Here is a 16,706-nt window from a genome sequence, read left to right on the forward strand (position 1 = left end):
CTCCGCAACCACCGCCTCGGCACCGTCGACGTCAACCCCACCACCGGCACCGTCACCCTCGACGGAGACCCCCTCCACAGCCACCCCGCCGACAGCGTCACCCTCAGCCGCCTCTACTTCCTGTAGACCCGAGCCAGCACTTCAGGAGCCCCACCTCATGACGTCCAACCCCGCTGCGGCCGACGCCGCGCAGACGCCCGCCGCCGCCGGTTTCGCCATGCCCGCCGAGTGGGCGCCGCACGACCGCACCTGGATGGCCTTCCCCACCTCCAACGAGACCTTCGTCGGCGACGAGCTGCACCTGGCCCGTCAGGCCTGGGCGAACGTGGCCAACACGATCGTCCGCTACGAGCCGGTCACCCTCATCGTCAACACCGGTGAGACCGAGGCCGCGCGCGGCTACGTCTCCCCCGAGGTCGAGATCGTCGAGCGTCCGCTGGACGACGCGTGGATGCGCGACATCGGCCCGACCTTCCTCACCGACGGCAAGGGCACCCTCGCCGCCGCCGACTGGATCTTCAACGGCTGGGGCGCGCAGGACTGGGCCAGTTGGGAGAACGACCAGCACATCGCCGAGCACATCGTCGAGTTGACTGGCGTGCAGCGGTTCGCGTCGCGCCTGATCAACGAGGGCGGCGGCATCCACGTCGACGGCGAGGGCACCGTGCTGCTCACCGACACCGTGCAGCTGGGCGAGGGCCGCAACAGCGACTGGACGCGCGAGCAGGTCGAGGCGGAGATCCACGCGTTCCTCGGCACCACCAAGGCGATTTGGGTGCCGCGCGGTCTGACCCGCGACTACCAGCGCTTCGGCACCCGCGGCCACATCGACATCGTCGCCGCGTTCCTGCGTCCGGGCACCGTGGTCGTGCACAGCCAGCCGGACCCGGCGCACCCGGACCACGAGGTCACCAAGGAGATCGCGGCCCTGCTGCGCGCCTCGACCGACGCCAAGGGCCGTCAGCTGGAGGTCATCGAGCTGCAGGCGCCGACCGTCCTGTTCGAGGAGGACGGCGAGCCGGTCGACTACTCCTACATCAACCACTACCTGTGCAACGGCGCCGTGGTGCTCTGCGCCTTCGACGACCCGCGCGACCAGGCGGCGGCCGAGGTCTTCGCCCGGATCTTCCCGGAGCGCAAGGTCGAGCTCGTCGACGCCCGCGAGATCTTCGCCAACGGCGGCGGCATCCACTGCATCACCCAGCAGCAGCCCAAGGCCTGACGGATGGCCACACGCAGGCCGGCCAGGCCCCGGGAGGAGGTGTTCGCCGCAGCGATGACGGCGATCGCCGCCCAGGGCCTGGCCGGGTTGACCATGGCCGGGCTCGGCAAGGAGCTCGGGATGAGCGGCGGCCACCTGCTCTACTACTTCGGCAGCAAGGACCAGTTGCTGCTGGAGACGCTGCGCTGGAGCGAGGCGCAGCTCGGAGAGCGACGGAGCGCCGTGCTCGCCGAGGACGGCAACGCCGCCGAGCGCCTGCGTGACTTCTGTGCGCTCTACCTGCCGACCGGTCCCGGCGATCCGCGCTGGACGCTGTGGATCGAGGTCTGGGGCCGGTCGCAGGCGAGCGAGGAGATCCGGTCCGGTCAGGCCGAGATCGAGGCGGCCTGGCGGGCGGACCTGGTCGCGCTGCTGCGGGCGGGCACGGACGCCGGTGAGTTCCGCCCGGTCGAGCCCGACCGGTTCGCCGCGCTGCTGAGCGCGCTGCTGGACGGCTTCGGCACCTCGGTGGTCGTCGGCCTGCCCGGTTCCGGCCGCACGGAGGCCCTCGGCCACGTCGAGGCCTTCCTCCGCGACTCGCTGCTGAAGGACTCACTGCTGAACGACGCGCCGCCGAAGGACTCGCTGCGGAAGCCCGGAACTGCGGTTTCCGGCTGAGCCGTCATGATTCGTCCACGTATGGGGGCTTGACCCAAACGCATGGACGAGGCTAGCCCGCGTCCAATACCATCAGCAGCCGCCAGCCGCGCGCGCCCGAGCGCGGATCGATCCAGGGGGATCTCCCGTGCTCTGCCCCACCTGTTCCGCCGCAACGCTCGACTTCGCGGGTCGCTGCCCCAACTGCGGCTACATCGCGGGCCACACGCCCCAGTCCTACGGCGGCCACTACGCGCAGCCCACGCTCATCGCGCCGACCGCCCCCGTCGGGATCGGCATCGCGGCACAGGTGTTGATCGTGGTCAACGGGCTGCTCGCGCTGCTGTCGTTCGGGCTCAACATCTGGTCGTTCACCGTGGCCAAGTCGGCCCTGGATACCGACGGGATCAACGTCTCCGCGATCAGCGCCACCCAAGCCGCCTCGTCCGTGCTGCTCTTCCTGGCCATGTTGGCGAACCTCGCGGCAGGCGTCGTCTTCATCATCTGGTTCTTCAAGTCGGCCAGGCTGGCGGAGATCCTCGCCCCCGGGCGACAGGCGCTCAGCACCGGCTGGGCGGTCGGCGGCTGGTTCATCCCGCTCGCCTTCCTGGTGCTGCCGCGCATCGTGGCCGGCGGCATCTGGCGCGCCGCCGTCCCGCTGGAGCAGGTCCCCTCGATGCGCCGTCCACGCACCTACCTGGTGACGTGGTGGTGGCTGTCGTTCTGCGTGGCACAGGTGTTCTGGATGGAGCGGGTCACCCCGGCCATCTCGTGGGCGACCGCCGACGGCTCGCTCGCCCGCCTGGTGGTCACCTACGGGCTCACCGGGACGATCGACCTGTTCGCGATCGCGGCGACCGTGCTGGCCGTGGTGATGATCCGCAAGGTGACCTCGATGCAGCAGGTCCGCATCCTCCAGGGCCCGGGCCTCGGCCACCCCTACGCCGCGCCGATGCAGGCGCCGTACGCCGCCTACGCGGAGTCGGGCATGCCGCAAGCGGGCGCGTACGCCGCTCCGCAGTACACGCCGGTCGTCCCGGCGCAGGCCGTGGCCCCGGCTGCGGTTCCGGTTCCGGCCGCGACTCCGGCGCAGGCGCAGGCGGAACCGGCCGTGGAGCTGAAGAAGGAGCCCGCGCAGGCGGAGCCGCTGACGCAGGCGGAGCCGGTGCGTGTGGACCGTCCGACGACGCCGCTCCTCGCCGTGCCCGAGGACGCCGTGCCCAAGGACGCAACGCCGCAAGACGCCGCACCGGAGGACACGGTGGCGCAGGAAGTCGAGCCCACGGTCGACGCACCCAAGCAGGACACCGCGACCGTGATGTTCCGCAAGCCCGAGGCCTGACAGACAGTCAGATCACGTCGGTTCGTCGAGTTCGTCGAGTTCGTCGAGTTCGTCGGGTTCGACGGGTTCAGTCCTGCCAGACCGCCACGGCCGTGCGGTCCGCCGTGTGTCCCTGCGCGCGGGCCTGGAGTTGGCGGAGGAAGTCGACGCCGCTCGGCGCGTGCGGTTGCGACCAGTGCTCGGCCAGCAGCCCGGCGACCGCCGCCTCCGTGCGCAGCGGAGCGGCCAGACCCTCCGAGCAGAGCAACAGCACGTCACCGGGCTCCGGCACCACCGCGCGGAACCTGAAGCCGTCCGACTGCCGCACAGACGCGTCCTCGGCCTCCGCCTCGCCCGCCTCAAGGCGACGCCCGGCGTAGGCGTCGTACCAGGCGTCGTCCCCGAGCAGCAGCAGCGCGCCGGGGCCGGTGCCGAAACCGGCGCGGAGTCGGTTCGTCGGGTCCAGCGGTGCGATCAGCGCGTGCACCGCGCCGCCCGGGCCGAGCTCACGCGCGGCACGGGCGGTCAGTCGCTGGAGGCCGTAGCGCAGTTGCTCCTGGGCGCCCTCGCGCAGGTCCGCCAGCAGTCCCGCGCGGCTGCGTCCGACGGCCGCCGCCAGCGCCTGCGCCGCCTGCTGCGCGTTCCCCGGGCCGCCGTCCCCTGAAGCGCCGCCGCCCGGGTCGCCGGCGACCACGGCCACCAGCAGTCCGCCGACCCCCTGGCCGAACCGCGCCACCAACAGCCGGTCCGTGCGCGGCAGCCCCAGCCCACGGGCCCGCTCACCGCGGGCGCTGGCCGCACGCAGCGTCATGCTGCCGTGATGGGCCAGCTCCAGGGCCGTGTCCGGGACCACCGCGCCGAGCGCGTCCGGGTCCGCCTCGGGCAGCGAGTCCGGCTCGGGCAGCGCGGTCGTGCCCGGTCGGCTCCTCCCCCAACGCGAGGCCATCCCGTCGGGCAGCGTCGGCGTCGGGACGGTGGCACGCTCGGGCTTCTTGGCCAGCCGGATCGGCGTCGACGCCGACTGCGCTGCCGGTCGTGCCGCCGAACCGGGCGCGGGCGACGGTGGGTTGACGGGTGCCTCGGGCTCGGGAGCGGCCAGCTGGGACGGGTCGGGCTCGGAGCGCGGCAGGGGTGGCCGGGGCGGCATCACCGGCACGCTGTCGGGCTCGGCGCGCGGCGCGATCACCCGTGGATCGGGGTTCCGCGGCGGGTGCGCGTCCTCCACGTCGTGGACGGTCCCCCAGTCACGCACGTCCCGTGCGTCGTGCGCGTCGTGCGCGTCCTGCCTGTCCCGCGCGTCGTGCGAGACGTCCGGGAGATCGGGTCCTTCGGGCAGATCCGGTTGCTCCGGCACATCCGGGATGTCCGGCACGTCCCCGACGTCGGGCAGGTCGGGGATCTGCGGCACATCGGGGATCGGGGGCAGGTCCGGCGGCGCCGGGACGTCCGGTACCGGCGCGTCCTCGCCCACCTCCGGCGCGTCGGCGGCGTCGCGCGCCCCGGCGTCGGCGTAGACACCGGGATCGGCGTAGACACCGGCATCGACTTCAGCATCCGTGTCCGCGTCCGCGTCGGCCGCACCCATCGCGCCGAGCGCCGAGGCGAACCAGTCGTCGACCGACCCGACGCGGGCCGGCTGCGGCGTGTCGGCGTCGCGTGCGTAGACGGCGGCCCACCAGGCGTCCTCCGCCTGAGCCGTGGGGCTCGGCGCGCCCTGGTCGCGTCGCTCGGTCATACTGCCGCTCCCTCCGGTGCCAGAAGTGCCTCCGGGATCGAGGCCATTGTCCATGCGGGCGACCGGATCCATGCGGGAACCGACGAATCAGCCCACGTCCGGAGCAACCGAACGGAAGTATCCGGACAATCACCCGACCCGACTGACATTCCGTACTGTCATTCCGTTCGACCGCTCTTCGACTACCCCTCGACTACCGCGCACACGCCCAAAACAGGCATGATGATCACGTAGTGGCACGGGGAGGAGAGGAAGGGAAGAGGCGACCCACGCATGCTGGAACTCTTCGGGCTGAACGAGCGCGCCGAGCACGTCTACCGAGCGCTGCTGGCGCTCGGTGCGGCCACGCCGGGCACGCTCGCCGAACGGCTCGCGCTTCCGTTGCCGCTCGTGCAGAACGCGCTGGCCGGGCTGGAGTCCAACGGACTGGCCGCCGTCTCCGCCGCCCTCGGTGACCACTACGTCGCCGCGCCCCCCACCATCGCGCTCGCTCCCGCGCTGTCCCAGCGCCGCCACGAACTGCACGAGGCCGAGCGGGCGGTGGAGTCCCTGGCGGACGAGTACCGGCGTACCGGCGGCGCGGCCAACGGCGTGGCCGACCTGGTCGAGGTGGTCTCCGGCGTCTCGGCGGTCCGGCACCGCTTCGAGCAGATCCAACTCGGGGCCGCGGAGGAGCTGATGGCCCTGGTCACCGACGCCCCCGTCGCGGTGCGGCCGGAGGAGAACGTGGTCGAGTCCGTGGTGGTCGCCCGCGGGGTGACGCACCGGACCGTGCTCTCCCGGGACACGCTGGCCGAGGGCCAGGTGATGGAGCAGATGGCGCTGGCGCTCGGCCGGGGCCAACAGGTGCGCATCGCCGAGACCGTGCCCACCAAGCTGATCGTCGCGGATCGCGCCCTGGCCATGGTGCCGCTGCGCACGCTCGGCTCGCCCGGCGAACCGGCGGCGCTGCTGGTCCGCGCCCCGGGACTGCTTGAGGCGCTGATCGGACTGTTCGAACTCTGCTGGCAGCAGGCGGTTCCGGTGCGCTTCTCCTCGGACGGCCAACTGCCCGTCGACGACGAGGGCGACCAGCCGGACCAGACGGACCTGCAGATCCTCTCGCTGCTGCTGGCCGGGCTGACCGACGCCAGCGTGGCCAAGCAACTGGACCTCGGCCTGCGCACGGTGCAACGCCGGGTGCAGCGACTGATGGTGCTGACCGGCGTGACCACGCGGATGCAGCTGGGCTGGCAGGCCTACGAGAAGGGCTGGGTCGCCCGCTAGGGCCTGTGTGAGAACGCGCGTCGGATCAGCCCGGCCCGCTTGCCGGGGCACCTGACTGGCCGCTCGGACCCGGACGGCCGGTTAGGATCTCGCCATGCCAGAACCCGCCGATCCGGACGTCGTCGATCCCGGCCAGGTCCAGCGCCTCACCGACGCGGTCACCCGGCTGCGTCGCGCCCTGCGCAGCAGCATCCGCACGGAGTACCCGTGGGAGTCCCTGCCGATGGCGCAGGTCGAACTCCTGCAGACGCTGGCCATGGGGCCGTTGCGGGTGGGCGAACTGGCCGCCCGTCAACGGCTGGCGCCCAACACGGTCAGCGGGCTGGTCGGCAAGATGCTGGAGGCCGGCTTCGTCGACCGGCAGGCCGACCCGGGCGACCGGCGCACCGCGCGGATCGCGCTCACGGAGGCCGGACACCGCCAACTCGCCGACTGGCAGCGCGCCCACGAACGACGCCTGGCCACGGCACTCGCCGCGCTCACCCCGGAGGACAGCGCGGCGGTACTGGGCGCGTTGGACGGGCTGGAACGGCTGGCGACAGCGCTCGGCGAAGGCCCGGAGGGTAGCCCCGAGGGTGGCCGCCCCGAGTAGCTACTGCTCCAGTGCGAGCAGTGCCTGCTTGGCTTCGAGCCCGGCCGCGAATCCGGTCAATGACCCGTCGCTGCCCACCACTCGGTGGCACGGGCGCAGGATCAGCAACGGGTTGGCGCCGACCGCGCCCGCAACCGCGCGTACTGACGTGGGCGGCAGCCCGGCGGCAGCGGTCAACTCCTTGTAGGTGACCGTCGCGCCGTAGGGGATGTCGTCGAGCGCCTGCCAGACGCGCTGCCGGAACTCGGTGCCGACGGGCGCCAGGGGAAGATCGAACTCCTTGCGGTCACCGGCGAAGTACTCGGCCAGCTGCGCGACGGCCGTCGCCAGGCTCTCGGGGTCGGGGGTCCATGCCGGGTCGGGACGGACGTCCTTGCCCTTCTGCGTCGGGGCGTAGAGGGAGGTCAGCCGCCCCTCGTCGTCGGCGGTCAGCTGCAGCACGCCGAGCGGGGAGTCCATGGTCGTGTAGCGGGTCATCACTTCGAGGTCCCTGTCTTCGTGTTGGTGCGATTCTCGTCGCTGCGGTGCGCGTTTGCGCGGTGCGCGTTGGTGCGGTTCGCGTCGCTGCGGGGAGTCTTCGTGCGGGTCCGGGCCTCGGACTGTGCCTCGCCCGCAGCCGCCCAGAGGTGGTGGACGGCGTAGGAGCGCCACGGACGCCAGGCGTCCGGATCGGCGTCGTCCGCGTCGTCGGTACCCCCACCGGCCGCGCGCAGGCCGTGACGCACGCCGATGTCGGTCGGCAGGTAGGCGTCGGGGTCGGCGAGTGCGCGCATCCGGATGTAGCTGACCGTCCACGGGCCGATGCCCGGGAGGGCGAGCAGTGCCGCTCCTGCCTCGTCGCGGTCCACGCCCGGGTCGAGCCGGACGCTGCCGTCCGCGAGGGCCGCGCACAGTCCGCGCAGCGCGCGTTGGCGGGCCGCGGGCATCGCCAGGTCGGCCGGGTCGGCGTCGGCCAGTGCGGCCACGCTCGGGAAGAGCCTGGTCAGGCCGCCGCTCGCGGTCGGCAGCGGCACGCCGTACCGCTCGGCCAGGCGGGCCGCGAGCGTACGCGCCGCCGCGACGGTGACCTGCTGCCCGAGGACCGCGCGCACCGCCAGCTCGTGCGGGTCGACGTGGCCCGGCGAACGCAGGCCGGGACGCTTCGCGACCAGCGGCGCGAGGTGCCGGTCCGCGCCGAGCACCTCGGCGACGGCGACCGGGTCGGCGTCCAGGTCGAACAGCGCGCGCAGGCGCTGCACGCCCATGGTCAGGTCGCGCAAACTGGTCAGCTGCAGGCGGGCGTCGAGCCAGCCCTGCGGCCGGTCGGGCTCGTCCACCTCGGCGACGGCGGGGCCGCCGGGAAGCGCGAGCGTGCGCCGGTAGCTGCGGCCGTGCGGTCCGTGGGTGATCTCCTCCACCCCGGGCACCGCACGCAGCGCGAGGAAGTCGAAGATCGCCTCCGCGTCGAAGGGCTGACGGTGTGCCAGCCGCAGCGGTATCACGCCGCGCTCCGTGGTCCGGCGGCCCTGGCGTGCGCGCAGCTCCGTCGGCGTCATCGCGTAGACCTCGCGGATGGTGTCGTTGAACTGCCGCACGCTGGCGAACCCGGCCGCGAAGGCGACCTCGGTGGCCCCCAGATCGGTCGTCTGCAGCAGCAGCCGCGCGGTCTGGGCGCGCTGCGTGCGGGCCAACGCCAGCGGGCCTGCACCGAGTTCGGCGTGCAGCTCCCGGGAGAGGTGCCGCTCGCTGTAGCCGAGGCGCGCAGCGAGTCCGGCGACGCCCTCGCGGTCGACGACGCCGTCGCCGATCAGCCGCATCGCCCGGCCGACCAGGTCGGCGCGGAGGTTCCACTCCGGCGAGCCGGGGGCAACGTCGGGGCGGCAGCGGCGGCAGGCGCGGTATCCCGCGCCTTGGGCGGCGGCTGCGGTCGGGTAGAAGGTGATGTTCTCGCGTTTCGGCGTCCGGGCCGGGCAGCTGGGGCGGCAGTAGATGCCGGTGGTCCATACGGCCGTGTAGAACACGCCGTCGTGTCGGGCGTCCTTGCTGCTCACCGCCCGGTAGCAGGCCTCTTCTTCCATCATCACGTCTTCCAGTCTGCGGCATCGGCGGCGCTCGGACTGGCGGGAATCGGACACGGCAGTGGCGGGCGAACGCCGGCGGGCGAAAGCAGGCCGGCGAGGCGGTGGCGGGATCTTGATGCTCATCGGCGTTCTTGCCACTCGTCCGCGGCTGACCAGCCCGAAAGGATCAGGTCGTCGCAGCGAACGCGGCCGACAGGCCGCTGGAACAGGAGATCGATCCGACGATGACCGACATTGCCGTCCCGAACGACAGTGCCGTCCTGCGTGTCCCCGCCGCCGAGCCGGACGTCGCCGCGGCCCACTACGCCGCCCGCCTCGCCTTCGAGGCGGACGTCTCCGACGTGCACGCCGACCTGGAGGCCGGCGTGCCGGGGCTCGTCGTGGTCGACTCCCGCAGCGACGAGGCCTGGGCGCAGGGCCACCTCCCGGGGGCCCTGCACCTGCCGACCGCCCGCATCGCCGAGCTGGCGCCGACCCTGGTGGACCGCTCGTCGACGGTCGTCACCTACTGCTGGGGCCCGGGCTGCAACGGGGCGACCCGGGCTGCGTTGGCCTTCGCCCGGCTCGGCTATGCGGTCAAGGAGATGATCGGCGGCTACGAGTACTGGGTCCGCGAGGGCTTCGACACGGAGTCCGGCGCGGGTGCGACGGGCTCCGGCGAGCTGGTGCGCAACCCGGTCGACCCGCTCACCGCTCCGCAGTCGGGGATTGCCTGCGCCTGCTGACCTTCTCGCGCCGGTCACGGGCCTCCCGCGCCTCCTTGGCGAGCTTGCCGCGCTCCCGCCAGATTCGGGACAGCTCGGCCCGCGCCCGGGCGTCGGTGCGGGAGGCCATCCACCGGTTCTCGCGCAGCAGCTTGCGGTAGCTCTCCAGTCGGCGGTGACTCAGTTCACCGTCGTCCAGAGCCTGTTGGACCGCGCAGCCGGGCTCGCCAAGATGACCGCAGTCGGCGAAGCGGCAGCCCCCGGCCAGCTCGTCGATGTCGGCGAAGACCTGCTGCAACCCCGCATCGGCGTCCATCACGCCGACGCCGCGCAGACCCGGGGTGTCGATCAGCACGCCACCGCCGGGCAGCGGCAGCAGCTCGCGGGTCGTGGTGGTGTGCCGACCCTTGCCGTCGACGCCGATCGCGCGGACGTCCATCGCGTCGACGCCGGTGAGGGCGTTGGCCAGCGTCGACTTGCCGACACCGGACTGACCGAGCAGCACCGTGGTGCCGCCCAGCCGGGCGGCCAACTCGGCCGTGCCCGCGCCCGTGAGGGCGCTGACGACCAGGACGTCCACACCGGGGGCGACGCGCGCGACGTCGTCCCTGATCTGTTCGGCGTCCGGCGCGGCGTCCGCCTTGGTGAGCACGACGAGCGGCACGGCGCCGCTCTCCCAGGCGAGAGTGAGGAAGCGCTCGATCCGGCCGAGGTCGGGCTCGACGGCGAGCGAGACGGCGATCACGACGGTGCCGACATTGGCGGCCAGCACCTGGCCCTCGGAGCGCTTGGACGCACCCGAGCGGATCACCGTGCTGCGACGCGGCAGCAGGCAACGCACCAGGTCGCCGACCGCGCTCTGGCCGCGGGCGACGACGGCCCAGTCGCCGGTGCAGACGATCCGGACCGGGTCGCGCGGGGTGACCAGCGCGGTGTCGGCGCGGAGCACGCCCTCGGCGGTGATCACGTCGCACATCCCGCGGTCGACCCGGGCGACGCGGCCGGGCAGCAGTCCGGTTTCGCCGCCCACGGCAGCGTCGAACTCCGCCTGCCAGGCGTCGTCCCAGCCGTAGCGGGCGAGGGGGTGAGCCTCAGCGTCGTGCGACGCGTATGAGGCCTGAAGAATGGAGGACAAGAGAAGAAGCCCTTCGAAGGGTGAGGTCGGTGGTGAGCTGCGAAGCGTCCGCGATGGTCATCAACGTCCTCACCTCCCTGGCTTCTTGAAGTCCTCTGTGGTCTCGTCCCGACGCTAGCGACGCGCTGGGCGCGGCGCCACCGATTTAGCCGCCGATCACTCGTTCGAGTTCTGCTGGTCGTCGAAGGGCGACGGGTAGCGGCGACGCGGCGGGCTCTTGCTCTGGAGGCGGCGCTTGAGCTCGCTCGGGGGCAGGAAGTCCGCCCACCGCTCCGGGTACTCGGCCGGCGCCTCGGGTTCGCCGCCCTCCTCCGGCGGAGCGGGCGGGTAGGCGGCGCGGTTTCGGGTGGCCGTGCGTCGCGCCTCGGCGCGCCGTATCACTTCGAGGGCCGCGTCCTCGCGAGCCTGCTCGGCGGCGGCGCGGGCCTGCTCGGTCTCGCGGGTCGGCCACATCTGGTCGATGGCGGCGTTCATGGCCGCGCCGATCAGCACCGCGAGGGCGGTCACGCCGATCCAGAGCAGCACCGCGATCGGTGCGGCCAGCGAGCTGTAGACGGTCGGGCCCTCGACCGAGTGGACCAGGTAGAGCCGCAGGAAGATGCTGCAGACGAAGAAGACGATCAGCGCCACTATCGCTCCGGGCACGTCCTCCTTCCACGCCGTCCGAACCGGCACCGCAACGTGGTAGAGCGTGGTCATGAAGCAGACCGAGAGCAGGATCGCGCCCGGCCAGTAGAGCGCGTGCACCACCCCCGCCGTCGCCGGGAACCAGCGCACCAGCTGGTCCGGACCGGCGATCACCACCGGCCCGATGACCGTCCCCGCGAGCAGCGCCACCACGTAGAGGCCGAGCGAGAGCAGTCGGGTGTGCACGATCCCGCGCTGGTCCTCCAGCCCGTACATGATCGTGACCGTGTCGACGAAGACGTAGAGCGCCCGCGACCCGGACCAGAGTGCCAGCAGGAAGCCGATCGAGATCAGGTCGGGCCGCCCGCCGCTGAAGACGCTGTGGAGCAGCGGCATCACCGTCTGGTGCACGGAGCTCGGGGCCAGGAAGGTCCCGGCGATGCGGAGGATGTCCGCCTCCAGCTTGGCGATCACGCTCTGGCTCAGGTAGCCGAGCGTTCCCGCGATGGAGAGCAGCAGCGGCGGCACCGACATCAGCGTGAAGAAGGCGACCTCGGCGGCGAGCCCGGTGACCCGGTACTCGATGCAGATGGAGGTGGTGTCCTTGATCAGCTTCCAGGCGATGGCACGATAGGAGGGGCCGGAGCGTCGCCGTCCGGCACGCCGGGTGTCACGGGCCCGATGCCGCGCCTTGGGTGAGGATTCGCCTGCCGGTTGCACGTGTCCAACCTATCGGCCCGGACGCTCATGATCAGAGCGGTGCCGACGCGTACTCCGCCCGGTCCGGTGTGACGGAGGCGGCGAAAAGTCCACATGCTGGAACGATCAGTCTCGCAGATCGTCGATTAGGCACCCTCGACGACAGATCGACACCCCGGGGCCACCACGCCCCGAGTCAAATCTCAGCTTTCAGGACACCAAAGTCCACATAATGGATAGTGGTGGACGCCAGAAAGATCGGCATGCGACGCTCTTGCCATGTCTGGTGCCGGAACTGCCTTGGTAGGTCGACTTCACGTCGATCTCTGCCGCATGTCCAGCGCCATCTGTCCGGTGACCTGAACACCCCGCCGCACACCGAGGACAGCCCCCGCCCGACGATCCGCCCGCCGCAGTGCGGAAGGCGTCGGCCCCGGCCTGGTCACCGCCGCCCCCGATGCGAACCCGCAGGTGGGAGCCGCAGTGCCACGGACCGGGAGACGCCCCCATCAGGCCCGAACCACTGCCGAAGGACGCTTCCATGGCCACCACCCCCACGTCTTCGACGCCACCCAAGCGCAAGGCGACCCGTCACCGCGGTGAGGGTCAGTGGGCCGCCGGCCACTTCACGCCACTCAACGCCAACGAGCAGTTCAAGAAGGACGACGACAGTCTCAATGTGCGGACACGGATCGAGACGATCTACGCACACCGCGGCTTCGACTCCATCGACCCCTCGGACCTGCGCGGGCGGATGCGCTGGTGGGGCCTGTACACCCAGCGTCGCCAGGGCATCGACGGCGGCAAGACCGCCATCCTCGAGCCGCACGAGCTCGACGACGAGTTCTTCATGCTGCGGGTGCGCATCGACGGCGGCCGGCTGACCGTGGCGCAGCTGCGCGCGATCGGCGAGGTGTCGCAGACCTACGCGCGCGGCACGGCCGACCTGACGGACCGCCAGAACATCCAGTTCCACTGGATCCGGATCGAGGACATGCCGGAGATCTGGCGGATCCTGGAGGGCGTCGGCCTGTCGACCACGGAGGCGTGCGGCGACTGCCCGCGCGTCATCCTGGGCTCGCCGGTGGCGGGCATCGCCGCGAACGAGATCATCGACGGCACGCCCGCGCTGGAGGAGATCCACCGCCGCGTCGTCGGCAACCCCGAGTTCTCCAACCTGCCGCGCAAGTTCAAGAGCGCGATCTCGGGCTCGCCGCTGCTGGACGTGGTCCACGAGATCAACGACGTGGCCTTCGTCGGCGTCGAGCACCCCGAGCACGGCCCCGGCTTCGACCTCTGGGTCGGCGGCGGCCTCTCCACCAACCCGCGGCTCGGCGAGCGCCTGGGCGCCTGGGTGCCGCTGGACGAGGTCCCGGACGTCTTCGTCGGCGTCCTGTCGATCTTCCGCGACTACGGCTACCGCCGGCTGCGCACCCGCGCCCGGCTCAAGTTCCTGATGGCCGACTGGGGCGCCGAGAAGTTCCGCCAGGTCCTGGAGGACGAGTACCTGCACCGCGCGCTGGTCGACGGTCCGGCCCCGGCCGAGCCGGTCGGGCGCTGGCGCGACCACGTCGGCGTGCACCGGCAGAAGGACGGCAAGTTCTACGTCGGCTTCGCACCCAGCGTCGGCCGCGTGGACGGCTCGCTGCTGACCAAGGTCGCCGACCTGGCCGCCGTCCACGGCTCGGACCGGCTCCGCACCACGACCGAGCAGAAGATGATCGTGCTGGACGTGGCCGAGGACCAGGTCGACTCGCTGGTCGCCGGGCTGGAGTCGCTGGGCCTGCAGGTCAAGCCGTCCAGCTTCCGCCGCGGCACGATGGCCTGCACCGGCATCGAGTTCTGCAAGCTCGCGATCGTGGAGACCAAGGAGCGCGGCCGGACCCTGATCGAGGAGTTGGAGGCGCGGCTGCCGGAGTTCGACGAGCCGCTCACCATCAACATCAACGGCTGCCCGAACGCGTGCGCGCGGATCCAGGTCGGCGACATCGGCCTCAAGGGTCAGCTGGTCGTCGACGAGAACGGCGAGCAGGTCGAGGGCTACCAGGTGCACCTGGGGGGCGCGTTGGGCCTGGACGCCGGCTTCGGCCGCAAGGTCCGCGGCCTGAAGGTCACCAAGGACGGCCTCGCCGACTACATCGAGCGCGTCCTGCGCGGCTACCTGGCCGACCGCCACGAGGGCGAGCGGTTCGCGCAGTGGACGACGCGTGCGAGCGAGGAGCAGCTGTCATGAGTGAGCGTGCCGCGCCCTTCTACTGCCCCTACTGCGGCGACGAGGACCTGCGCCCGAGCGAGACCGGCGGGCACGGGGCCTGGGAGTGCGCCTCCTGCCGACGCGCCTTCGCCCTGAAGTTCCTGGGGCTGCTGTCCACCTCTACCGCCACCGCGACCGGGGGACGTCCAGATGACCACCGAGACTGAGCACACGCACTCCGCTTACACGCCCGAGCAGTTGGAGGCCCTGGCCACCACCGCCGCCCGGGAGCTGGAGGAGGCCTCCGCACAGGAGATCATGCGCTGGGCCGCCGAGACCTTCGGCACGCGCCTCGCGGTGACCTCCTCGATGGAGGACGCGGTCGTCGCCCACCTGGGCGGGGCCGCGCTGCCGGGCATCGACGTGGTCTTCCTGGACACGGGCTACCACTTCGCGGAGACCATCGGCACCCGCGACGCGGTCGCGGCGACGATGCCGGTCAACGTGATCACGCTGACGCCGCGTCAGACCGTGGCCGAGCAGGACGCGGAGTACGGCCCCCGGCTGCACGACCGCGACCCGGACCTCTGCTGCAAGCTGCGCAAAGTCGAGCCGCTGAACCGCGGCCTGGCCGGCTACGACGCCTGGGCCACCGGGCTGCGCCGCGACGAGTCGCCGACGCGGGCGAACACCCCGGTGGTGGCCTACGACCCGAAGCGGCAGAAGGTCAAGATCGCCCCGATCGCCCGCTGGACGCAGGACGACGTGGACGCCTACGTGGCGGAGCACGGCATCCTGCTCAACCCGCTGCTCTTCGACGGCTACGCCTCGATCGGCTGCGCGCCGGAGTCCTGCACCCGCCGGGTGCTGGAAGGCGAGGACGCCCGCTCGGGCCGCTGGTCCGGCGCCGGCAAGACCGAGTGCGGCATCCACCTCTGACCGCTCGCCCGACATCTCCGTCCTTTCGACTGACCACTCTGGAGCAGAGCTTCATGACCACCACTGTTGACGCACCGGCGGCCGGCACGGCAGCCGCCGTGCAGGCCTGCGGCGCCACCGTGTGGCTGACCGGCCTGCCCAGCGCCGGGAAGACGACGATCGCGAACGAGCTGGCCGAGCGGCTGCGGGCCGAGGGCCACCGGGTCGAGATCCTGGACGGGGACGAGATCCGCGAGTTCCTCTCGCGCGGACTCGGGTTCAACCGCGAGGACCGGGACACCAACATCCAGCGGATCGGCTTCGTCGCCGAACTGCTCGCCTCCAACGGCGTCAAGGTGCTCGCCCCGGTGATCGCCCCCTACGCGGACTCCCGCGCCGCGGTCGCCGCCCGGCACGCCGCCCAGGGCACCTCGTACCTGGAGGTCCACGTGGCCACGCCGGTCGAGGTCTGCTCCGAGCGGGACGTCAAGGGCCTGTACGCCAAGCAGGCCGCCGGTGAGATCTCCGGACTGACCGGCGTGGACGACCCCTACGAGGCGCCCGCCGCCCCCGATCTGCGGATCGAGGCGCACACCCAGACGGTGGCCGCCTCCGCCGCCGCCCTGCACGCTCTGCTGACCGAGAGGGGACTGGCGTGACCACCGCTGTTTCGCCCACTGCCGCCGCCACCCACGACTCCCCCTACGCGCTGTCCCACCTGGACGTGCTGGAGGCCGAGGCCGTCCACATCTTCCGCGAGGTGGCGGGCGAGTTCGAGAACCCGGTGATCCTCTTCTCCGGCGGCAAGGACTCGATCGTCATGCTGCACCTGGCGCTAAAGGCGTTCGCGCCGGCGTCGGTGCCGTTCGCACTGCTGCACGTGGACACCGGCCACAACTTCCCCGAGGTGCTCGACTACCGCGACCGCACGGCCGCCGAGCACGGGCTGCGCCTGCACGTGGCCTCGGTGCAGGAGTTCATCGACAACGGCCGGCTGCGCGAGCGCCCGGACGGCACCCGCAACCCGCTGCAGACCGTGCCGCTGCTGGACGCCATCGAAACGGGCCGCTTCGACGCGGTCTTCGGCGGCGGCCGTCGCGACGAGGAGAAGGCCCGCGCCAAGGAGCGCGTCTTCTCCCTGCGCGACGAGTTCGGCGCCTGGGACCCGCGCCGTCAGCGCCCGGAACTGTGGTCGCTCTACAACGGCCGCCACGCGGTCGGCGAGCACGTGCGCGTCTTCCCGCTGTCCAACTGGACCGAACTGGACGTGTGGCAGTACATCGAGCGGGAGAAGATCGAGCTTCCCGCGATCTACTACGCCCACGAGCGCGAGGTGTTCCAGCGCAACGGCATGTGGCTCTCCCCCGGCGAGTGGGGCGGCCCGAAGGACGGCGAGACCGTGGAGCGGCGTCTGGTGCGCTACCGGACGGTCGGCGACATGTCCTGCACCGGCGCCGTCGACTCCGACGCCGCCGACGTCGCGGCGGTGATCGAGGAGATTGCCGTCAGCCGTCTGACCGAGCGTGGCGCGACCCGTGCGGACGACAAGATGTCCGAGGCCGCCATGGAAGACCGCAAGCGCGAGGGGTACTTCTAG

Annotated in this window: 16 protein-coding genes and 1 pseudogene; 12 read left to right on the forward strand and 5 right to left on the reverse strand. The window is 72.0% G+C overall.

Going from position 1 to position 16,706, the window contains the following annotated elements:
- Nucleotides 1-157: 157 nt before the first annotated feature.
- The 3 genes from I2501_RS22890 to I2501_RS22900 all read left to right on the forward strand — a co-directional run bounded on the left by I2501_RS22890 (nucleotide 158) and on the right by I2501_RS22900 (nucleotide 3,200).
- Nucleotides 158-1,222, forward strand: coding sequence for an agmatine deiminase family protein (locus I2501_RS22890; RefSeq protein ID WP_196196054.1), 1,065 nt, complete (start codon nucleotides 158-160; stop codon nucleotides 1,220-1,222).
- A gap of 3 nt (nucleotides 1,223-1,225) precedes the next feature.
- Complete coding sequence (locus I2501_RS22895) at nucleotides 1,226-1,879, forward strand: TetR/AcrR family transcriptional regulator (protein WP_196196055.1); 654 nt, start codon at nucleotides 1,226-1,228, stop codon at nucleotides 1,877-1,879.
- A gap of 127 nt (nucleotides 1,880-2,006) precedes the next feature.
- Complete coding sequence (locus tag I2501_RS22900) at nucleotides 2,007-3,200, forward strand: DUF4328 domain-containing protein (RefSeq protein WP_196196056.1); 1,194 nt, start codon at nucleotides 2,007-2,009, stop codon at nucleotides 3,198-3,200.
- Between the two features lie 67 nt (nucleotides 3,201-3,267).
- Here I2501_RS22900 and I2501_RS22905 read toward each other — a convergent pair whose 3' ends face one another.
- Nucleotides 3,268-4,914 carry a hypothetical protein gene (locus tag I2501_RS22905; protein WP_196196057.1) on the reverse strand — a complete coding sequence of 549 codons (1,647 nt, stop codon included), beginning with the start codon at nucleotides 4,912-4,914 and terminating at the stop codon, nucleotides 3,268-3,270.
- Nucleotides 4,915-5,187: 273 nt separating this feature from the next.
- On the opposite strand from I2501_RS22905, the gene I2501_RS22910 reads away from it, so the two are divergent.
- Entirely contained in the window at nucleotides 5,188-6,180 is a 993-nt protein-coding gene (locus I2501_RS22910; protein ID WP_196196058.1) for a helix-turn-helix domain-containing protein, read from the forward strand.
- Nucleotides 6,181-6,274: 94 nt separating this feature from the next.
- The gene (locus tag I2501_RS22915) at nucleotides 6,275-6,772 is read left to right on the forward strand and encodes a MarR family winged helix-turn-helix transcriptional regulator (RefSeq protein ID WP_196196059.1); all 498 of its coding nucleotides are present in this window, start codon (nucleotides 6,275-6,277) and stop codon (nucleotides 6,770-6,772) included.
- Here the strand turns inward: I2501_RS22915 and I2501_RS22920 are convergent, their stop codons facing one another.
- Together I2501_RS22920 and I2501_RS22925 are read right to left on the reverse strand one after the other, a co-directional pair.
- The gene (locus I2501_RS22920; RefSeq protein ID WP_196196060.1) at nucleotides 6,773-7,249 is read right to left on the reverse strand and encodes a methylated-DNA--[protein]-cysteine S-methyltransferase; all 477 of its coding nucleotides are present in this window, start codon (nucleotides 7,247-7,249) and stop codon (nucleotides 6,773-6,775) included.
- Nucleotides 7,249-8,829, reverse strand: coding sequence for a DNA-3-methyladenine glycosylase 2 family protein (locus I2501_RS22925; RefSeq protein ID WP_408022774.1), 1,581 nt, complete (start codon nucleotides 8,827-8,829; stop codon nucleotides 7,249-7,251). Before I2501_RS22925 ends, I2501_RS22920 begins: the two co-directional genes overlap by 1 nt.
- A 227-nt stretch (nucleotides 8,830-9,056) precedes the next feature.
- Between I2501_RS22925 and I2501_RS22930 the strand changes: the two genes are divergently transcribed.
- A complete protein-coding gene (locus tag I2501_RS22930) occupies nucleotides 9,057-9,557 on the forward strand; it encodes a rhodanese-like domain-containing protein (protein ID WP_196196061.1) in 501 nt (166 codons plus the stop codon).
- On the opposite strand, the gene rsgA is transcribed toward I2501_RS22930, so the two are convergent.
- Both rsgA and I2501_RS22940 read right to left on the reverse strand, forming a co-directional pair.
- A complete protein-coding gene (rsgA, locus tag I2501_RS22935) occupies nucleotides 9,520-10,671 on the reverse strand; it encodes a ribosome small subunit-dependent GTPase A (protein ID WP_196196062.1) in 1,152 nt (383 codons plus the stop codon). The two genes, I2501_RS22930 and rsgA, sit on opposite strands and share 38 nt — an antisense overlap.
- 156 nt (nucleotides 10,672-10,827) lie before the next feature.
- A complete protein-coding gene (locus tag I2501_RS22940) occupies nucleotides 10,828-12,018 on the reverse strand; it encodes a YihY/virulence factor BrkB family protein (protein WP_196196063.1) in 1,191 nt (396 codons plus the stop codon).
- Between the two features lie 270 nt (nucleotides 12,019-12,288).
- Here I2501_RS22940 and I2501_RS40685 point away from each other — a divergent pair.
- The 6 genes and pseudogenes from I2501_RS40685 to cysD all read left to right on the forward strand — a co-directional run.
- Nucleotides 12,289-12,360, forward strand: a pseudogene (locus tag I2501_RS40685) (putative leader peptide); the annotation flags it as partial.
- Between the two features lie 178 nt (nucleotides 12,361-12,538).
- Complete coding sequence (locus I2501_RS22945; RefSeq protein WP_196196064.1) at nucleotides 12,539-14,230, forward strand: nitrite/sulfite reductase; 1,692 nt, start codon at nucleotides 12,539-12,541, stop codon at nucleotides 14,228-14,230.
- Nucleotides 14,227-14,418, forward strand: coding sequence for a hypothetical protein (locus I2501_RS22950; RefSeq protein ID WP_196196065.1), 192 nt, complete (start codon nucleotides 14,227-14,229; stop codon nucleotides 14,416-14,418). The genes I2501_RS22945 and I2501_RS22950 overlap by 4 nt, the downstream gene beginning before the upstream one ends.
- Nucleotides 14,402-15,130, forward strand: coding sequence for a phosphoadenylyl-sulfate reductase (locus I2501_RS22955; protein WP_196196066.1), 729 nt, complete (start codon nucleotides 14,402-14,404; stop codon nucleotides 15,128-15,130). The genes I2501_RS22950 and I2501_RS22955 overlap by 17 nt, the downstream gene beginning before the upstream one ends.
- 53 nt (nucleotides 15,131-15,183) lie before the next feature.
- The gene (cysC, locus tag I2501_RS22960) at nucleotides 15,184-15,768 is read left to right on the forward strand and encodes an adenylyl-sulfate kinase (RefSeq protein ID WP_196196067.1); all 585 of its coding nucleotides are present in this window, start codon (nucleotides 15,184-15,186) and stop codon (nucleotides 15,766-15,768) included.
- Complete coding sequence (gene cysD / locus I2501_RS22965; protein ID WP_196196068.1) at nucleotides 15,765-16,706, forward strand: sulfate adenylyltransferase subunit CysD; 942 nt, start codon at nucleotides 15,765-15,767, stop codon at nucleotides 16,704-16,706. Before cysC ends, cysD begins: the two co-directional genes overlap by 4 nt.

The organism is Streptacidiphilus fuscans, assembly GCF_015690355.1.
Classification (GTDB): Bacteria; Actinomycetota; Actinomycetes; order Streptomycetales; family Streptomycetaceae; genus Streptacidiphilus; species Streptacidiphilus fuscans.

Coding starts and splice junctions, on each gene's coding strand:
- I2501_RS22890 (WP_196196054.1), top strand. CDS start 158: ATGACGTCCAACCCCGCTGCGGCCGACGCCGCGCAGACGCCCGCCGCC.
- I2501_RS22895 (WP_196196055.1), top strand. CDS start 1,226: ATGGCCACACGCAGGCCGGCCAGGCCCCGGGAGGAGGTGTTCGCCGCA.
- I2501_RS22905 (WP_196196057.1), bottom strand. CDS start 4,914: ATGACCGAGCGACGCGACCAGGGCGCGCCGAGCCCCACGGCTCAGGCG.
- I2501_RS22910 (WP_196196058.1), top strand. CDS start 5,188: ATGCTGGAACTCTTCGGGCTGAACGAGCGCGCCGAGCACGTCTACCGA.
- I2501_RS22915 (WP_196196059.1), top strand. CDS start 6,275: ATGCCAGAACCCGCCGATCCGGACGTCGTCGATCCCGGCCAGGTCCAG.
- I2501_RS22920 (WP_196196060.1), bottom strand. CDS start 7,249: ATGACCCGCTACACGACCATGGACTCCCCGCTCGGCGTGCTGCAGCTG.
- I2501_RS22925 (WP_408022774.1), bottom strand. CDS start 8,829: ATGGAAGAAGAGGCCTGCTACCGGGCGGTGAGCAGCAAGGACGCCCGA.
- I2501_RS22930 (WP_196196061.1), top strand. CDS start 9,057: ATGACCGACATTGCCGTCCCGAACGACAGTGCCGTCCTGCGTGTCCCC.
- I2501_RS22945 (WP_196196064.1), top strand. CDS start 12,539: ATGGCCACCACCCCCACGTCTTCGACGCCACCCAAGCGCAAGGCGACC.
- I2501_RS22950 (WP_196196065.1), top strand. CDS start 14,227: ATGAGTGAGCGTGCCGCGCCCTTCTACTGCCCCTACTGCGGCGACGAG.
- I2501_RS22955 (WP_196196066.1), top strand. CDS start 14,402: ATGACCACCGAGACTGAGCACACGCACTCCGCTTACACGCCCGAGCAG.
- cysC (WP_196196067.1), top strand. CDS start 15,184: ATGACCACCACTGTTGACGCACCGGCGGCCGGCACGGCAGCCGCCGTG.